The organism is Clostridium sp. CAG:221 (assembly GCA_000435835.1).
Taxonomy (GTDB): Bacteria; Bacillota; Clostridia; order Clostridiales; family Clostridiaceae; genus Clostridium.
Genome location: FR883366.1, coordinates 63,316 through 80,522 on the forward strand (window position 1 = coordinate 63,316; position 17,207 = coordinate 80,522).

15 protein-coding genes and 1 pseudogene are annotated in these 17,207 nt (G+C 28.6%); 13 read left to right on the forward strand and 3 right to left on the reverse strand.

What is annotated here, in order from left to right:
• Positions 1-18 precede the first annotated feature (18 nt).
• Positions 19-165, forward strand: coding sequence for a FeoB-associated Cys-rich membrane protein (locus tag Q5O44_RS01950; RefSeq protein WP_022166703.1), 147 nt, complete (start codon positions 19-21; stop codon positions 163-165).
• A gap of 86 nt (positions 166-251) precedes the next feature.
• Here Q5O44_RS01950 and Q5O44_RS15205 read toward each other — a convergent pair.
• The 3 genes and pseudogenes from Q5O44_RS15205 to Q5O44_RS01960 all read right to left on the reverse strand — a co-directional run.
• Positions 252-359 (reverse strand): annotated as a pseudogene (locus tag Q5O44_RS15205) (peptide-methionine (R)-S-oxide reductase); the annotation flags it as partial.
• Entirely contained in the window at positions 340-612 is a 273-nt protein-coding gene (locus Q5O44_RS15210) for a peptide-methionine (S)-S-oxide reductase (protein WP_368389931.1), read from the reverse strand. The gene Q5O44_RS15210 and the pseudogene Q5O44_RS15205, both read right to left, overlap by 20 nt.
• Before the next feature lie 63 nt (positions 613-675).
• Positions 676-1,989: a DUF4317 domain-containing protein gene (locus tag Q5O44_RS01960; RefSeq protein WP_022166704.1), complete on the reverse strand. Its 1,314-nt coding sequence runs from the start codon at positions 1,987-1,989 to the stop codon at positions 676-678.
• 311 nt (positions 1,990-2,300) lie between these two features.
• Between Q5O44_RS01960 and Q5O44_RS01965 the strand changes: the two genes are divergently transcribed.
• The 12 genes from Q5O44_RS01965 (at position 2,301) to Q5O44_RS02020 (ending at position 17,148) form a co-directional block, all read left to right on the forward strand.
• Positions 2,301-3,428 carry an SEC-C metal-binding domain-containing protein gene (locus Q5O44_RS01965; RefSeq protein ID WP_022166705.1) on the forward strand — a complete coding sequence of 376 codons (1,128 nt, stop codon included), beginning with the start codon at positions 2,301-2,303 and terminating at the stop codon, positions 3,426-3,428.
• A gap of 231 nt (positions 3,429-3,659) precedes the next feature.
• A complete protein-coding gene (locus Q5O44_RS01970) occupies positions 3,660-4,067 on the forward strand; it encodes a hypothetical protein (RefSeq protein ID WP_022166706.1) in 408 nt (135 codons plus the stop codon).
• Between the two features lie 113 nt (positions 4,068-4,180).
• A complete protein-coding gene (locus Q5O44_RS01975; RefSeq protein ID WP_022166707.1) occupies positions 4,181-4,645 on the forward strand; it encodes a MarR family winged helix-turn-helix transcriptional regulator in 465 nt (154 codons plus the stop codon).
• 122 nt (positions 4,646-4,767) lie between these two features.
• Positions 4,768-5,772: an ABC transporter substrate-binding protein gene (locus Q5O44_RS01980; protein ID WP_022166708.1), complete on the forward strand. Its 1,005-nt coding sequence runs from the start codon at positions 4,768-4,770 to the stop codon at positions 5,770-5,772.
• Complete coding sequence (locus tag Q5O44_RS01985) at positions 5,773-6,654, forward strand: ABC transporter permease (RefSeq protein WP_022166709.1); 882 nt, start codon at positions 5,773-5,775, stop codon at positions 6,652-6,654. It abuts the gene before it with no gap.
• A complete protein-coding gene (locus Q5O44_RS01990; protein ID WP_022166710.1) occupies positions 6,641-7,441 on the forward strand; it encodes an ABC transporter ATP-binding protein in 801 nt (266 codons plus the stop codon). Before Q5O44_RS01985 ends, Q5O44_RS01990 begins: the two co-directional genes overlap by 14 nt.
• Before the next feature lie 425 nt (positions 7,442-7,866).
• Positions 7,867-10,509, forward strand: a complete 2,643-nt coding sequence (gene adhE, locus Q5O44_RS01995) for a bifunctional acetaldehyde-CoA/alcohol dehydrogenase (protein ID WP_022166711.1) — start codon at positions 7,867-7,869, stop codon at positions 10,507-10,509.
• Positions 10,510-10,683: 174 nt separating this feature from the next.
• The gene (locus tag Q5O44_RS02000; RefSeq protein WP_022166712.1) at positions 10,684-11,181 is read left to right on the forward strand and encodes a hypothetical protein; all 498 of its coding nucleotides are present in this window, start codon (positions 10,684-10,686) and stop codon (positions 11,179-11,181) included.
• Positions 11,182-11,455: 274 nt separating this feature from the next.
• Positions 11,456-12,445, forward strand: a complete 990-nt coding sequence (locus tag Q5O44_RS02005; protein ID WP_022166713.1) for a CAP domain-containing protein — start codon at positions 11,456-11,458, stop codon at positions 12,443-12,445.
• A gap of 94 nt (positions 12,446-12,539) precedes the next feature.
• Positions 12,540-14,006 (forward strand): LPXTG cell wall anchor domain-containing protein, encoded by a 1,467-nt coding sequence (locus Q5O44_RS02010; RefSeq protein WP_022166714.1) that lies wholly within the window; start codon positions 12,540-12,542, stop codon positions 14,004-14,006.
• A 530-nt stretch (positions 14,007-14,536) separates the two neighbouring features.
• Positions 14,537-15,805: a replication-associated recombination protein A gene (locus Q5O44_RS02015; protein WP_022166716.1), complete on the forward strand. Its 1,269-nt coding sequence runs from the start codon at positions 14,537-14,539 to the stop codon at positions 15,803-15,805.
• A 164-nt stretch (positions 15,806-15,969) separates the two neighbouring features.
• Complete coding sequence (locus tag Q5O44_RS02020; RefSeq protein WP_022166717.1) at positions 15,970-17,148, forward strand: MFS transporter; 1,179 nt, start codon at positions 15,970-15,972, stop codon at positions 17,146-17,148.
• The last annotated feature ends 59 nt before the right edge of the window (positions 17,149-17,207 follow it).

The window sequence follows — 17,207 nt, forward strand, 5'->3', positions numbered from 1 at the left end:
TATGAGGAGCGTTATATTATGAATTTATTTACCATAATAGTAATAGGTATTATAATTATTTGGATAATAATTTCAATAAGATATATTTATAAAAATAGAGATGCTGGTTGCTTGGGGGATTGTAGCAAGTGTAGAAATAACTGTGGGCATAATAGAAATAGATAACGTAATTATGGACAATAGATAAATTTTAATATCATCTATTGTCCTTTCTTTATAAGATTATGTTAAATTATTTAACATTATTTTTTCTATAAGTATTTAAGGTAATCACCGTATCCTTTTAGTTCCATCTCTTCTTTAGGAATAAAGCGAAGAGCAGCAGAATTTATACAATATCTAAGCCCACCCAATTCTTTTTAACTCCTTTTTCTTTTGCTCAGAAATTTTCCAGTTTTCTTCAATGAATGATTTTCTTCCAGATCCATAATAATATGCTTTATATCTAAAAGGATTTTTTAGATAATAATCTTGATGATATTCTTCAGCAGGATAAAATTCTGTAGCTTTTAATATTTTAACTAAATGGTTTAACCATACACCAAAAGCATCCCCCGCAAAAATAGCTTTTTTGTTATAGTCAAATTTAAGCCCTCCTAATATTTGTAATATAAATAAAGATGTCTATTTAATTAGTATATGGATAAATAATAAAAATATCAGTAGAAGAAGTATTTATATTAAGTTATCTATGCCATTTACATTAGCTTGCTCATCTTCATCTATAGGAATTACAAGATATTTTTTACCATCAATAACTTCAGATTTTATTTGTGATACTTTTTCTGGTTTTACCTTAAGAACAATATCATAATCTAAATCTTCACCAATAGATTCAGAGTTAGTAATTGTTTCAGAAACTTCATTTTCTAATATATCTTCATTTGAATCTGTAGCAGTTTCTTCAGATACATTATGCTTAAATCTTTCAAGCTTTGTTTCTAAGATTTTTACTTGTCTTTCAAGCATTTCTTCTTTTCTTTTTTGTGCTTTGGCTGCCAATGTTTTATTATCTAATAAAGTTTCTGCTAGCGGTGGAGTATTACCAAAGCTTTCAGTATATGATTTTTCAATTTTTGTAGTGATTTCTTCAGGCACTCCACTTTCCGTTAGAATTTCTTGAATGACATTATTAGTTAAAACTATAGGTTCATTGCTATCTTCATGGATTGTATTATGTTCTTCTATTTTATTATTAAGGCTTTCTTGGATTTCCATAAAGAAATGGTTAGATTTTTTTTCATCACTTCCTAAAGCGTTTTTAATAATACCATTAAATGTTTCTTTTTGTTCCGTTGCTGTTTGCTTAGATGTACAGCCTAAAGCTTCTTCCATTAATTCAGGATGAGGATCTTTAGCATTTTTAGTGTAATAAATAATTGAATTAACGTCAGAACCTCTATCAATAAAAGCTGGGAATACAAATCCATGTGCAGGAGATTCTACTATCCAATCTCTTATACGTGATTTTATAGCATTTTCATCTTCAAAATATCTTAAACCTGCTTTTGATAATTCAACAGGGCAAATAGCGCATAAAATATACTCGTATACTTCTTCAGATTCATCTAATTTAGCATTATCAGTAGTTTTAGTAATGATATCATAAGCATCATGGAATATTAATATAAGAAAGTTTCCTGTATAATGATAGTTTTCAATGATAAGTTTGTAAAAATCATCTAGTAATTTATCATCTTTTAATTGACTTTTTTTTAGTTCCATTAAAGAAAGCTGTCTTTCATTAATATACTCATCATTTAAAGGAAAATTAAGCTCTAGTAAATTATTGCCGATGGTTCCAGAAAGGACCTTTTTGGCGATTTCTAAATATTTAAAATAATCATCTTCTTCTAAATTTAAAAATGTTTCTCGAAATTTTAAAAGGATATTCTTTTCTCCATTAACATAGCAACCACACATTTTAGTAAATGTACAGTTATTTTTCTTAAAACGTTTTTTTAATTCTAATATATCTTTTTTATTCATTTATAATCCTCTCATTTCCTGTATTTAGTAATACATACCTTAGATTAGGTTACCAATATATAAGTATAGTGTTGATTTTATAGCTCTGCAAGTTCAGAAAAAATATTTTAATTCGTTTGGGATGATGTGCTTTTTCATTTATAAAATCCTTATGGTAATATTCGGTATTAATGTATTATTTTTGTCTAAGAATAGATAAAATTATGGTAATAATTTTAAAACAGTTAAAAAATTTTGACTAAAGCTAAAAAACATATATAATAGAATAAGTGATTTTTTTGCGAAAATAGATATGAGGTGACTTAGTTTTTATGAAGGATAAGGATAAATTACAAGAAGCAATTTTAAAGGCTGATATGAAGAGTGCTGAGAAGATATGGAAAGAGTTAGATGGAGAGCAGACATTAGCATCATTATTAGAAAAAATGACTAAAGATGAGTTAGTTAAGATTGCTAAAAAATATGATGTTAAAGGTATTACATCATTAAAGAAAGCCGAAGCTGTTGAAAGAATAAGAGAAGTCGTTATAAATAATGAAGATCATATGATTAATTCATTAGAAGAAACTTCAATAAGATTCTTACAGGAATTAATAAATGATGATGGTGTTAAAAAGTATCAATGTGATTTATTAATAAACTCAAACTTCTTAAGAAATAGAGGCGTTGTATTTACAGCATCTATAGATGGAGAATTATATGTTATTTTACCAGAAGAACTAAGAGTATCATTAAAAGAAAAGATAACAAAAGAAGCTATGGCTGCTGCTAGAGAAAAGAGTGATTTAATTAAGGCTATGGCAGGAAGTACATATTATTATGGAGTAATTTCATATTCAGCCATAAAAGAAATTTTAGAAGCTGCATTTAAAATTGAACTTACAGATGAAAAAATAAAAGAGTTAACTTTAATTGGAGAAGAATTAGGATATGACTATGTTATAGAAGAAGATGGATTATGCCATATTGATGTTGAAAATTCAAGTAAGATTGCTAAACTTCAAAAGAAAAACAAGAAGAATATTTGTAAATTTGATAAGAAGACTTTAATAAAAGCAGGTGTTCCAGACTTTATGGAAGAGCATAAATGTGGAAAGAATCTACAAAGAGTTTTAGGAGAAATGTTTATAATTGATAAAGAAATCCTAAAAGATGAAATGGATTCATTTACTATAAGTATTAAAAATGAAATGCCTATGGAAAAAGCTATAGATTTATTCTTAGATGCATATGAAATTGATACTGAAGAAGAAAAGAATATTTTGGCTTATGAATTAGAACATTTAGCTAAAAGTATAAAAAGATGGTCATTAAATGGATATTCTGAAAATGAAATAACAAAGCAGGAGCAAAGAGTTGTTAATGAAGTGAAGATAGGAAGAAATGATCCTTGTTTATGCGGAAGTAAAAAGAAGTATAAAAAATGCTGTGGAAGATAATATATAATATAGTACAACTATAACATTTTAAAATATGGAATTAGTGCAATTTGGTACTGATTTCATATTTTTTTATTTAAAAAAATTTTAAAAAAATATATATTTTTAAATAAATGGCATCAAGCACTGAGACTTTGTGAAATATTCTCTTAATGTACAAGAAACTAAAAATATCTTCATATAATATATTGAATTGATAGTAAGACTAGTATTTAGCAAGGAGTGGTTAAGGTGTTGAGAATGTTTGTTTTTGCTGCAGGTTTTATAATGATTGCTTTTGCAATAAGGTTTTTTAAAGATGAAATTATGCTGTACAAAAATGGCGTGAAAAATGAAGCAACTTTAATATTGATGAAGCCCTATAATCATGTTGATATAAATGAAGTAAGAAATAAAGTGTATTATGTTGGGATAGAACCTATTTTGGAGGTGAATAATGAAGATAAAAAGGTAATAATTGAATATGATGATTATGATGAATTTAAAGATTTGAAAGTTGGTGATAAGGTAAAAGTTATATATCCTAAAGAAAACATAAGTGAGATAAAGAGATACTCATTTTTAAAAATATTTAAAACCAGTATAGTATTATCTTTAATAGCTATTTTTATTATTTTTGTAGGAACAAGTTTATTATAAAAGTGGAACTTGTTCCACTTTTTCTTTTATGTAGATATTATTTCATTGATTTCGAGAGAAAATTTTATTATTATTAAATATGGGAGTGGCATATTTTTATGGAGAGTGAGCTTATGGAAAAAAATGAAGCAAAATTTGTTTTAAATAGATTATTAGTACAATTATATGGTGATATATTAAAAATTGAAGAAAAGTCTTTACAAGAAGGGGAATTCTCCGATTTATCAGTTACTGAAATACATATTATAGAGGCAATTGGTATTAATGGATCTAGAACTATGAGTGAAATTGCTCATGATTTAAGCATTACAGTTGGAACGCTTACTACGGCAATTAATAAGTTGATTAAGAAAGAATATGTAGAAAGAAAACGTATTGAAGAGGATAGAAGAGTAGTTCTTGTTAATCTTACAGATAGGGGAAAACTTGCTTACGATAATCATGCCAAATTCCATGCAGACATGATAGATAGGCTAATTGAAGGATTTGAAAAAGAAGAGGAAACTGTATTAATTGCTACTTTAAGTAAATTAACAAGCTTCTTTGAAGAAAAATATCATTTAATAAAAAAGAAATAATTATATTTAAGGAATTAATTTTATTTTAAAAAAATAAAATTAATTCCTTTTTTTAAAATAAATAAAAGGCCAGTGAAATATATATATAAATAAATATATATTTTATTGGAGGTGGTGAATAGATGAGGAAAAAAATGAAGCTATTAGCTATATTAAGTGAGGTGATAATGTTAAGTGTATTATATAGCTGCTCAAATAATAAAGAAAATTCAGGAAAAGATGATGAAATTTATAAAATAGGAATAAATCAAATTGTACAGCATTCTGCTTTGGATTCCGCAAGAGAAGGATTTATTGACGGGCTCAAGGAGAAAGGGTATGTTGATGGGGAAAATATAGAAATTGATTATGAAAATGCTCAAGGTGATGTATCCATTGCCCAAACTATAAGTAAGCAATTTGTCAATAATGAAGTTGATATGATTTTTGCAATTTCTACATCATCAGCTCAATCAGCCTATAATGCAACAAAAGAAATACCTATTGTTTTTACAGCTGTAACTGATCCAGTAGCTGCAGGAATAGCAAATAGCTTTGAAAGTTCAGGTAATAATGTTACAGGAATGTCAGATATGGTTTCTATGACAGAGCAAATCGCTTTATTACAGGAAATTGTACCAAGCATAAGGAATATAGGGGTTATCTATAATACTTCAGAAGCAAACTCAATAGTACAGGTTGATGAATTAAAAGCAGCAGCAAAAGAAAGTAATTTAGAAGTGAAGGAAATATCAATTACCACTGTCAATGAAATAAATCAAAATCTATCAGCAAATATAAAAGATATTGATGCATTATATGTTCCTACAGATAACACTGTAGCATCAGCATATGAATTGGTAGGTAATATTTGTTTAAACAATAATATACCGATGTTATGTGCTGAAGAAGCAGGAGTAAGTAAGGGAGGTTTATGTTCTATAGGAATAGATTATTATCAGTTAGGTAAAGAAACTGCATATAAGGCAGTGGAAATCATTGAAGGAAAGGAACCTTCAGAGATAAAAATTGAAAAATCATCAGATATGAATATTACTATAAATTCAGATGCGGCAAAGAAAATTAATATAGAAATACCTAAAGAAATTGAAGAAAAGGCTCAAATTATAACTGGAGGAGTGAACTAAATGAATCTTATAATTGATGCCATTGAAGAAGGTCTGTTATTTTCTATTGTTTCAATGGGAGTATATATAACATATAAGATTCTTGATTTTCCAGATCTTTCAGTAGATGGCACATATCCTTTAGGGGCAGCCATAACAGCAGTTCTTCTTATAAATGGAGTTAATCCATGGTTAGCAATTATAATTTCAGCAGTTGGAGGAGCAATTGCAGGAGGGACAACTGCTTTTCTACATGTAAAGCTTAAGATAAGTAATTTGATGTCAGGTATACTTGTGATGATAGCTCTTTATTCTGTAAACTTAAGGGTTATGGGAAAATCAAATACTCCATTATTTAGCACTAAAACCATATTTAAAAATACTAATTTGAAATCCATATTTATAATAATAATTATGGTGGTTATCTGCAAAATTATCATAGATACATTTTTAAAAACAAAAAGAGGGTTTTTACTTATTGCAGTAGGTGATAATGAGCAAGTAGTATCATCCTTAGGTATAAATAAAAATGGTGTTAAGGTGCTTGGTTTAATGATTAGTAATGGCTTAGTGGGAATGGCTGGGGCAATCCAAGCACAAAAGTATGGTTATGCTGATGTAACTATGGGACAAGGGATTGTGGTAATGGGGCTGGCAACAGTTGTTATAGGCATAACTATTTTTGGTAAGCTTTCGCTTTTGAAATGCACAACATTATCTATTCTAGGAGCAATTATATATAAAGTAGCTATAGCTATTGCTCTAAGGGTAAACTTTAATCCAAATGATTTAAAATTAATTACAGCAATAATAGTTATAATTGCCTTGGCTTCTAATAATGGAATTTTTAAATTTAAAAATAAAAAAATAAAGAGAGAAGGCAGAGAAAGTGCTGAAAATTAGAGATATGTATAAGGTGTTTAATGCAAATACAGTTAATGAAAATAGAGTGTTTGAAGGATTTTCTCTTGATGTTGAAAAAGGAGAGTATGTATCCATAATAGGCTCTAATGGGGCAGGTAAGTCTACATTGTTAAATTTAATAAGCGGAAATTTAGCTGTGGATAGTGGCAGTATAATTATTGATGGAGAAGAAGTTGCAAAAAAAGAGGAATACTATAGATGTCGTTATATAGGACGTGTATTTCAAAATCCTACCGTTGGAGTAGCTCCTAACATGAATATATTAGAAAACATGTCTTTAGCAGATAATAAAGGTAAACCATATGGTATGAAATTTGCCATAGATAAGAAACGTATCAATTATTATAAGGAAGAACTTAAAAAATTAAACTTAGGTTTAGAAGATAAGATATATAATAAAGTAAATTTATTATCTGGAGGACAAAGACAAGCTTTAACTTTAATTATGGCTGTAATGTCAAATCCTAAAATATTATTATTAGATGAACATACTGCAGCATTGGATCCCAAAACATCAATAAAAATAATGGATATAACCGATAAAATTATAGATGAAAAGAAAATAACCACATTAATGGTAACACATAATATTAAGCAAGCTATAGAAAGTGGCGATAGATTGATAATGATGCATGAAGGAAAGATTGTGATAGATGTTAAAAGAGAAGAAAAGTCAAAACTAAATAGAGATAAGCTTATTGAAATGTTTGGCAGAGCTAATATGAAAGATGTTCTCAGTGATAGGAGTTTGCTAAGTACATTTTAGTATATAGCAGATAAAAAGAGAAGAAATTATTCTAACTTAATTTCTTCTCTTTTTTTTGTATTATTTTTATAAAAAAAGATAAAGATAAAATTGCCTTAATATAAGAAGTTAAATTACTTTTAAAGGAAGAAATGGTGATAATAAAAATGCGAAGTTAGTTAAAAAATAATCTATGTCGAAGAAAAATACAAAAATAGACAAGATGTCTGAGAATGTTAATAATGGCTATAAAAAAGGGTTAAAACAATAAATGAATTAGTATAAGATAAAAAATATGAAAAAAATTAGAAAAAAAGTTTGACAAAAAATAAACGATGTAATACAATGAGGTTGTGGACATGTTAAAAATATAACGAAGTCCTGAAAGAAATAAGCAATTCAATAATAATTTATTAATTATAAATTTAAATTCAGGAGGAATTCAAATGAAAGTTACAAATGCTCAAGAGTTAACAAAAAGAATTGAACAATTAAGAGAAGCTCAAAAACAATTTGCTACTTATACACAAGAACAAGTAGATGAAATTTTCAGACAAGCAGCTTTAGCAGCTAACCACAACAGAATCAAGCTTGCTAAAATGGCAGTTGAAGAAACTGGTATGGGTATAGTTGAAGATAAAGTTATAAAAAATAACTTTGCTGCTGAATATATATACAACCAATACAAGGACATGAAGACTTGCGGTGTTTTAGAAGAAGATAAAACAAGTGGAATCACAAAAGTTGCAGAACCAATCGGAGTTATTTCTGCAATAGTTCCAACAACAAACCCAACTTCTACAGCAATATTCAAATGTTTAATAGCTTTAAAAACTAGAAATGCAATAATCATTTCACCACACCCAAGAGCTAAAAACGCAACAATTGAAGCTGCTAAAATAGTTTTAGAAGCTGCAGTTAAAGCAGGAGCTCCAGAAGGAATAATCGGATGGATAGATGAACCATCAGTTGAATTATCTCAAAATGTTATGAGAGAATCAGATATAATACTTGCTACAGGTGGTCCAGCAATGGTTAAAGCTGCTTACTCATCAGGAAGACCAGCTTTAGGTGTTGGTGCAGGAAACACTCCAGCAATTATCGATGAAACAGCTCACATTAAAATGGCTGTTAACTCAATATTAATTTCTAAAACATTTGATAATGGTGTTATTTGTGCATCAGAACAATCAATCATCGTTTTAGATAAAGTTTATGATGAAGTTAAGAAAGAATTAGCTGAAAGAGGAGCTTACATCTTAAAAGGTGAAGAAATCAATAAAGTAAGAAGCATAATCTTAAATGAAAGAGGCGGATTAAACGCTGATATGGTTGGTCAATCTGCTTATAAGATAGCTAAAATGGCAGGAGTAGATGTTCCAGAAACTGCTAAAGTTTTAGTTGGTGAAGTTACTTCAGTGGAATTAGAAGAACCATTCTCTCATGAAAAATTATCTCCAGTATTAGCAATGTACAAAGCTACATCATTTGAAGAAGCTTTAGATAAAGCTGATAGATTAATTGAATTAGGTGGTATGGGACATACATCAGTTCTTTACACTGATCAAGTTAAAAATAGAGATAGAGTTTTAACATTCGGAGAAAGAATGAAAACTGCTAGAACATTAATCAACATGCCAGCAGCTCAAGGGGCAATTGGAGACTTATTCAACTTCAAATTAGCACCATCATTAACATTAGGATGTGGATCATGGGGTGGAAACTCAGTTTCAGAAAACGTTGGTCCAAAACACTTAATCAATGTTAAGAGCATAGCTGAAAGGAGAGAAAATATGCTTTGGTTTAGAGTTCCAGAAAAAACTTACTTCAAATACGGATGTTTACCAGTAGCTTTACAAGAATTAGCTGATATGGGTAAAAAGAAAGCATTCATCGTAACAGATAGAGTATTATTTGATATGGGATACACTAACAAGATTACAGATGTTTTAGATGCAAACGGAATCCAATACAAAATATTCTCAGATGTTGAACCAGATCCAACTTTAAGATGTGCTAAAGCTGGTGCTGCTGAAATGGCTGCATTCAACCCAGACGTTATAATTTCACTTGGTGGTGGATCAGCAATGGATGCTGCTAAAATTATGTGGGTTATGTACGAACATCCAGAAGTTAACTTCCACGACTTAGCTATGACATTCATGGATATAAGAAAGAGAATATACAAATTCCCAACTATGGGTCAAAAAGCTATGATGGTTTCAATAGCAACTTCAGCTGGTACTGGATCAGAAGTTACTCCATTCGCAGTTATCACTGACGAACAAACAGGAGTTAAATATCCATTAGCTGACTATGAACTAACTCCAGATATGGCTATCGTTGATGCTGAATTAATGATGACTTCTCCAAAGGGATTAACAGCTTGCGCTGGTATAGACGTATTAGTTCACTCAATTGAAGCATACGTTTCAATAATGGCATCTGAATACACTAATGGTTTAGCTTTAGAAGCAATTAGATTAGTATTCAAATATTTACCAGATGCTTATAATGAAGGAACTACTAACATTAAAGCAAGAGAAAAAATGGCTCACGCTTCATGCATGGCTGGTATGGCATTCTCTAATGCGTTCTTAGGAATTAACCACTCAATGGCTCATAAGCTAGGTGCATTCCACCACTTACCACACGGTATGGCAAACTCATTAGTAATGACTGAAGTTATAAGATTCAACTCAGCTGATGCTCCAGTTAAACAAGCAGCATTTGCTCAATACAAATATCCAAATGCAGCATGGAGATATGCTAAGATAGCTGATCATTTAGGATTAGGTGGAAACACTATCGAAGAAAAAGTTGAATTATTAATCAAGGCTATAGAAGAATTACAAGCTAAAGTTAATATGCCAAAAACAATTAAAGAAGCTGGTGTAACTGAAGAGAAATTCTATGCTACATTAGATGAAATGGTAGAACAAGCATTTGATGATCAATGTACAGGTGCTAACCCAAGATACCCATTAATGAGAGAATTAAAAGAAATGTACATCAATGCATATGATGTAAAAGCTGAAGCTCAAGCAGAAGCTGCTGCTACAAGCAAGAAAGCTAACAAAAAGAAATAATCAAGAAAATAATTAACAAACTATAAATCAACTCTATAATGTTTATAAATTAATGCTTTGTGAAGTATCCCTAAATAACGAAAGTTATTTAGGGATATTTTTTTATTTAAGGATATCATAATTGATTTCTAAATTACATAATATTGAATATCAAACTTTTTTAGGAGAATTATTGTGAAGAAGCTAAGTATAGTTATTATGTTAATTTTTTTTATGTTTTTATCAGGTTGCTCAGGTTATGTGAGTAATTCTGATAAAAAAGATATCAAGGAAACTGTAGATAAGGTACTTTCCTATGACATAACATATGATGATAATCTTAGTAATTATATTAATGAGGAAAACTTTTATACTAGCAATTATCGTTTTTTCTATACTTTATTTTTGGGAGATTTAAGTACTTTTGAATATAACAGTGAAATTAAATCTGTTAAAAAATATGGTAAAGAGTATATTGCATGTTTTCTATTGAATTTAAAGGCTGAAGGTCAGTTGATTTATGAGGATCAAGAGGATGAAGAAAATGATGAAGGACACAGAGCCAGTGCAGAAGGAATAGATGTTCCTATTAAAGTTGTGCTAAAGAAGACTGATAAGGGATTTTATATTAAATCAGTAACAGAGTATGATACTTTAGATATAGCAAAAGAAGAAAGTGATGGATTTAAATAAAGAAAAATATACTGGTGATTAGTGGTAAGTATAAAAATGGAAAATTGCTTAAAAGCCTATTATATAAGGAAAGTTGCTTAAGAATATTATGGAAATAAATCTTTATATATAAACTAATAGTACATTATGGTCATTGTTCCTTTTATTATTTCAGCAATAACTAAAAAAATATGTTATAACTATACACAGGCAGAGTTAGTAGAAGTAAAAAGTACTTTAACTAATAAAATATTGGACAAGCTATTGTTCGAAAAAATAAAAAGGAGTGGTACCAATGAAAAAAAGACTAATTGCCATAATGTTATCAACATCATTAATAGGAGGAATAGCAGCTACTATAGGAAGCCAAACCACAGAAGCAGCCACATTAAAAGCAAAAAGTGGATGTATTACATCTATAATAAAGGATAATGTAAAAGATTCAGAAGTATTGAATTTAAGTAGTGATTGTGGAGTATATCAAAGAAGAGTTATATTCAAAAAATATTTTGGATGTATAAATGGACAAACTATAAATATATATAAACCTATTTGTAATGGAGGAATTATAATAGGGAATGGAAGCAATTCTAATAATGAAAATGATTCTAATATAGGAAATGACAATAATAACAATACAGAGAATAAAGATGAAATAAATAATAATAACAATAATAATGCTTCAAATGGAGATATAAGTACAATAGTACCTCCTACGCAAACTGAAAAACCATCAACAGATAAAGATACATCAATTGATGAAAAACCATCAATTGAACAAAAACCAAATATAGAACAAAAACCTTCAGTAGATGAAAAGCCATCAGAAGAAATAAAACCATCACCGGAAAATAATAGCAACTTAGGTGAAGTAAATGATCAATTTATGACACAAGTTGAAAATTTAATATATGAAAAAGTAAATGAAGAAAGAACTAAGGCTGGTTTAGAAACTTTATCATATAATACTACAATGGAAAAGTATGCAAGAATTAAATCACAGGATATGGGTGATAATAATTATTTCAGCCATGAGGATTTAAGTGGTAATTTAATAACAACGCAAATGAAAAATGATGGAGTTACATATAGAGCTTGGGGAGAAAATATAGCTTATATAGGTGGAGTATCTGATGCTAATGCATTAGCAGAGCAATTTATGACAAATTGGATGAATTCACAGGGGCATAGAGAAAATATATTATCATCTAAATTTTCAAGTATAGGTGTTGGTGTATATAAAATTGGAAATAAAGTATATGCAACACAAGAGTTTTATAAATAAGTAAAATTAAAAAATATGTATTAAGTTTAATTTTTAAATTACGACAGTTATAAAAATGGGGTAATTTTATTACTGTAAATAGGAGTGAAGAGGTTTGAATAAGAATAAAAAAATTAATAAAGAAAAAACTTTAGCTTTAGTTTTGGCTGGAGGATTAGTTACATCAACTTTAAATGTAGTAAATACTTCAGCAGATATGATACAAGATGTTAATTTAGTAGAATCTGTGAGTACATCTAATGAATCAGTTATACCAAATCAAACATTAAATTTTGATAAAAGTAAGCCATCAGACATAACTATAACTGGAGTTAAATTTAATAGCAAAAATTTAAATTCAATATCTATTACTGATGAAAATGGAAAACCACAAAATATTGAATTAAGTAATGTTAAAAAAGATGAAAGTAATGGAACAATAACAATACCTTCAAATGTTATATCAAATTTAAATTTAACTGTAGGTGTACATGCTATTTCTGTACATTTTTCAGATGGTTCAGCTACTATTGGAGCGGTATCGGTGAATGTAATTGATAGTAATTCAGCAGTGAACCCTCCAAAAGATGATAATACGATAGTTGTACCACCAGTTACACCGCCATCAGATGATAAAAATGATAAAGAAGATACTATCACAAAAAAACCAACAATAGAGTATCAAAAATTAACTTTTGATATGAACAATAAACAAGACTTAGTAGTAAGTAATGTTAATTTTGATAATACTAAATTAGAGTACATATATATTAATGGAAAAGAAATATCAGCAACAGAGCTGAAAATTGAAAATGATAAAATAATAATACCATCAAATGTTATATCTAATGTAATTAGTGTAGAAGGAAATTATACTATTTCATTTAAATTTTCTGAAGGAAGTTCATTAATAAATGCAGTAGACATTGAAGTTAAAGATAAAAATGTTATAGTACCACCAGTTACACCGCCATCAGGTGATACTGTAACGCCACCATCAGATGATACGGTAACACCACCAAGTATTGATAAAGAAAATACAATTGTTATTGATAAAAATAATCTTAAGAGTATAGAAATTCCTAATTTTATTCCTAGTGGAAGCAATGTAAAGTTTGTTACTATTAATGGTAAGAAATTACCTGTAAAATATATGAATATAAGAACTGCTTCTAATGAGGAAATAACTCCTGCAGTTTATGTTTATGGAGATAAATTAGTTATTCCTGTTGAAGTTTTAAAGTATGTTGGTATTGATGTTGATAAATATGATATTGAAGCTACTTTAGAAGATGGAACAACAGTTTCTAAATCAATACAATTAGAAGTGATAAATTCATCGAATAAAGAAGATGATAAAATCACTGAAAAGCCATCAGATAATAATCAAATAACAAATAAACCATCAAATAAACCATCAAACAATGAGATAGCAAATGGTAATGCTAATAAAAATGATTCTATAAAACTAGAGAATAGTTCAAATAACAAACTACCTAACACTGGTGCAGCAGTAAGCAGTGGATTAATTGGTTCATTATCAACTTTAATTGGTGCTGTGTTATTAAGAAAGAAAAAATAATTGAATATAGTTATAATTTTATAATGTTAAAAGGGCTATATTGAAAGAAATTTTGTACTAGTCAACAAAAAAGGGGAATTCAAATTAGAATTCCCCTTTTTTGAAGTTTAAATAAACTAGATGGTGTTTTGAAAGATACCTTCTATGATACCAGTAACACAACCAAGAATAGAACCAGCTTGAAAAGGTGATAAATATATATAATTTTCAAGTAAACTAAATAAAACTACCGATATAAGGAGTATTATGCTGTGTAACATAATTTTAGAGTTTATAGGTCTTTTAGAAATTAATAATTTTTTTTCTTTAAGAAAGAATTTGCTGTATAGATGTAATTTTAATTTGTTGATAAAAATAAAAAAAATAAAAAAGAATACAATAAAACTTAAGAGAATTTTACAAAGAGAAATAAAAATAGTCAATAAATCACCTTAAAAATTGTTGTCATTATAATATATTAAATAAAATGGAAATGTGTTTAATTTTTATGGTAATATATATAAATAGATACATAAAGGCGAGGTGAAAATATGAAGCCATTAGCAGATTTAGTGAGGCCTACAGAATTAGATGAGGTATGTGGTCAAGAACATATATTAGGAAAAAATAAAATACTAGATAGAATTATAAAAAGTGGACATATCTCTAATATGATTTTTTATGGACCTCCTGGAACTGGAAAGACAACAGTTGCTAATATAATAGCTAGAAAAGCTGGTAAGAGATTTTATAAATTAAATGCAACCAATGCATCTTTGAAAGATATACAAGATATAACCAAGGAATTAGATACTTTTTTAGGGATGAATGGTGTTGTCTTATATTTAGATGAGATACAAAATTTTAATAAAAAGCAGCAACAATCGTTGTTAGAATATATTGAAGATGGAAGGATTACTCTTATAGCGTCAACTACAGAAAATCCTTATTTTTATATATTTAAAGCCATCTTAAGTAGATCTACTATTTTTGAGTTTAAACCTGTAGGGGAAGAAGATATAAAGAAAGCTTTAGATAGAGCCATTAATTTAAGAAGTAAGGAGTTTAATGAGATTTCTATTAAAGTTACCAAAGAAGCTATAGAATATTTGGCTGCTTACTGTAATGGTGATGTAAGAAAGGCTCTTAATGGATTAGAGGTAGCTTTAAATTCCACTAAACCTAATGATGATAAAGAGATAGTAATTGATTTAGAAGTTGTTAAAGATTCAACTCAAAGCAAGGTAATAGCTTTTGATATGGATGGAGATGCACATTATGATATATTAAGTGCATTTCAAAAATCCATTAGAGGTAGTGATGCTGATGCAGCAATTCATTATTTAGCTAGACTTATAAAAGGGGGAGATTTGATATCTATATGCAGAAGGCTACAGGTTATTGCGGCAGAAGATATAGGACTTGCTTACCCGCAAGCAGCTTTGATTGTAAAGTCCTTAGTTGATTCAGCTAGGGAACTAGGTTTTCCAGAAGCTAGAATTCCACTAGCAGAAGCTACAATACTACTAGCAACTAGTCCAAAATCAAATTCTTCATATGTTGCTATAAACAGAGCCTTAGAGGATTTAGAAAATATGACTATAGATGATATTCCAATGCATTTAAAAGATGCACATTATGAAGGGGCTAGCAAAATGGGAAGAGGAATAGAATATAAGTATCCTCATGCATATGAAAATCACTATGTAAAACAGCAATATCTACCGGATAATATTAAGAATAAAGTGTATTATGAATATGGTGATAATAAGATGGAAAAAACTACGAAAGAATACTGGAACAGGGTTAAAGGTAAATAATATTAAGATGAAGTGCGTTAAGCTTCATCTTTTTTTATGCAAAATATAGACAATTTTTATAAGTAAATTCTTTTATAAAGAATATTGTTAGCTTTGAAAGAAAAGAATAGATTTATAAATACTATAAATTTAAAGTATTATGAAATGAAAGTGAGAAACAAAAGATGATTCTAAAGGAAAAAAATATAAAGCTACTAATTATAGTTCAAAGCCTTAATTTTTTGATATTAAATATGGGCAATGTATTTATAAGTATTTTCTTAATAAATACTTCAAATGATGTCATGGGAGCATTATTATATAATTTATTTATAGCAATAATGATTTTAGCAGGTTTTTTTATAATTGGACCTTTAGGTGAAAAGTATAAGAAAAGTGGTATCATATTTAGTAATATTTTAAATTGTATATTATATATTTTAATTTTGTTCTTAGGTGAAAAATCTAGTGGTTTGGTATGGATATTAGGTAGTATTTCGGGACTTGCACAAGGATTTTATTGGTTATCAAATAATATACTGACCATAGATTTAATTGATAATGATAATAGAAAAAGCTATAACAGTATTGTAGGTGTAATAAATTCAATACTAGGTATGGTAGGCCCTATTATTTCAGCTACCATAATATCAATGTTTGTTGGAATAAAGGGATATTTGGTTTTATTTGCAGCAATACTTACAATAATGGTATCTGCCATGGTGTTAACATTTTTTATAAAAGATCCACCATCAGGCAGGGAAAAATTTTCTATAAAAAAGACTTATATGAATCTTGATTTAAGAAAATTTAATATAATTATGAAGATAACTTGGAAGTCTCTTTTTAGAGATGGTGCTGTGGCATTTTTAATTAATATACTTATATATGATGTAACAAGATCAGAAATGTTATTAGGTTGGTTTACTGCAGTGATGACTTTAATAACTGTAATAACTTATTGGATAGCTGGAAAGGTGAAAAGCAGGGTGGAGAAGATATATGTCATAAGTGTATATATACAAATAGCTTCAGTATTGATTCTTACTATGTATTTTAAAAATATATATTTTATCATATTGTATTTGATTTTGTATGGCGTAGCCTGCCCACTAAATGCATTATCTTATGGAGTGATGGTTCAAAACTCCATAGCAGAGGCTGATCTAGAAGGTGAATATAGGTGTGAATTAAGTTGTATTAAAGAAGTTTGGATAGGTGTAGGAAGAATATCAGCAATAGCAATTATTGTTGCTTTATATTATTTTGTTAGTGATTTTTCACTTTTATGGATATTTGGTGTGCTATCTTCAGTAACAAGTTGGATGTCTATAAAGGATGCAAAGAGATTAATGGAACATTGACAACTGTGATGAAATCAGGTTTTTGTTTGATTTGAAAATTGCTGTCGATTTTTTTTTTA

Bases quoted from the DNA above. Each gene is read 5' to 3' on its own strand.
- Q5O44_RS01950 (WP_022166703.1), top strand. From the start codon at position 19: ATGAATTTATTTACCATAATAGTAATAGGTATTATAATTATTTGGATA.
- Q5O44_RS01960 (WP_022166704.1), bottom strand. From the start codon at position 1,989: ATGAATAAAAAAGATATATTAGAATTAAAAAAACGTTTTAAGAAAAAT.
- Q5O44_RS01965 (WP_022166705.1), top strand. From the start codon at position 2,301: ATGAAGGATAAGGATAAATTACAAGAAGCAATTTTAAAGGCTGATATG.
- Q5O44_RS01975 (WP_022166707.1), top strand. From the start codon at position 4,181: ATGGAAAAAAATGAAGCAAAATTTGTTTTAAATAGATTATTAGTACAA.
- Q5O44_RS01980 (WP_022166708.1), top strand. From the start codon at position 4,768: ATGAGGAAAAAAATGAAGCTATTAGCTATATTAAGTGAGGTGATAATG.
- Q5O44_RS01985 (WP_022166709.1), top strand. From the start codon at position 5,773: ATGAATCTTATAATTGATGCCATTGAAGAAGGTCTGTTATTTTCTATT.
- adhE (WP_022166711.1), top strand. From the start codon at position 7,867: ATGAAAGTTACAAATGCTCAAGAGTTAACAAAAAGAATTGAACAATTA.
- Q5O44_RS02005 (WP_022166713.1), top strand. From the start codon at position 11,456: ATGAAAAAAAGACTAATTGCCATAATGTTATCAACATCATTAATAGGA.
- Q5O44_RS02015 (WP_022166716.1), top strand. From the start codon at position 14,537: ATGAAGCCATTAGCAGATTTAGTGAGGCCTACAGAATTAGATGAGGTA.
- Q5O44_RS02020 (WP_022166717.1), top strand. From the start codon at position 15,970: ATGATTCTAAAGGAAAAAAATATAAAGCTACTAATTATAGTTCAAAGC.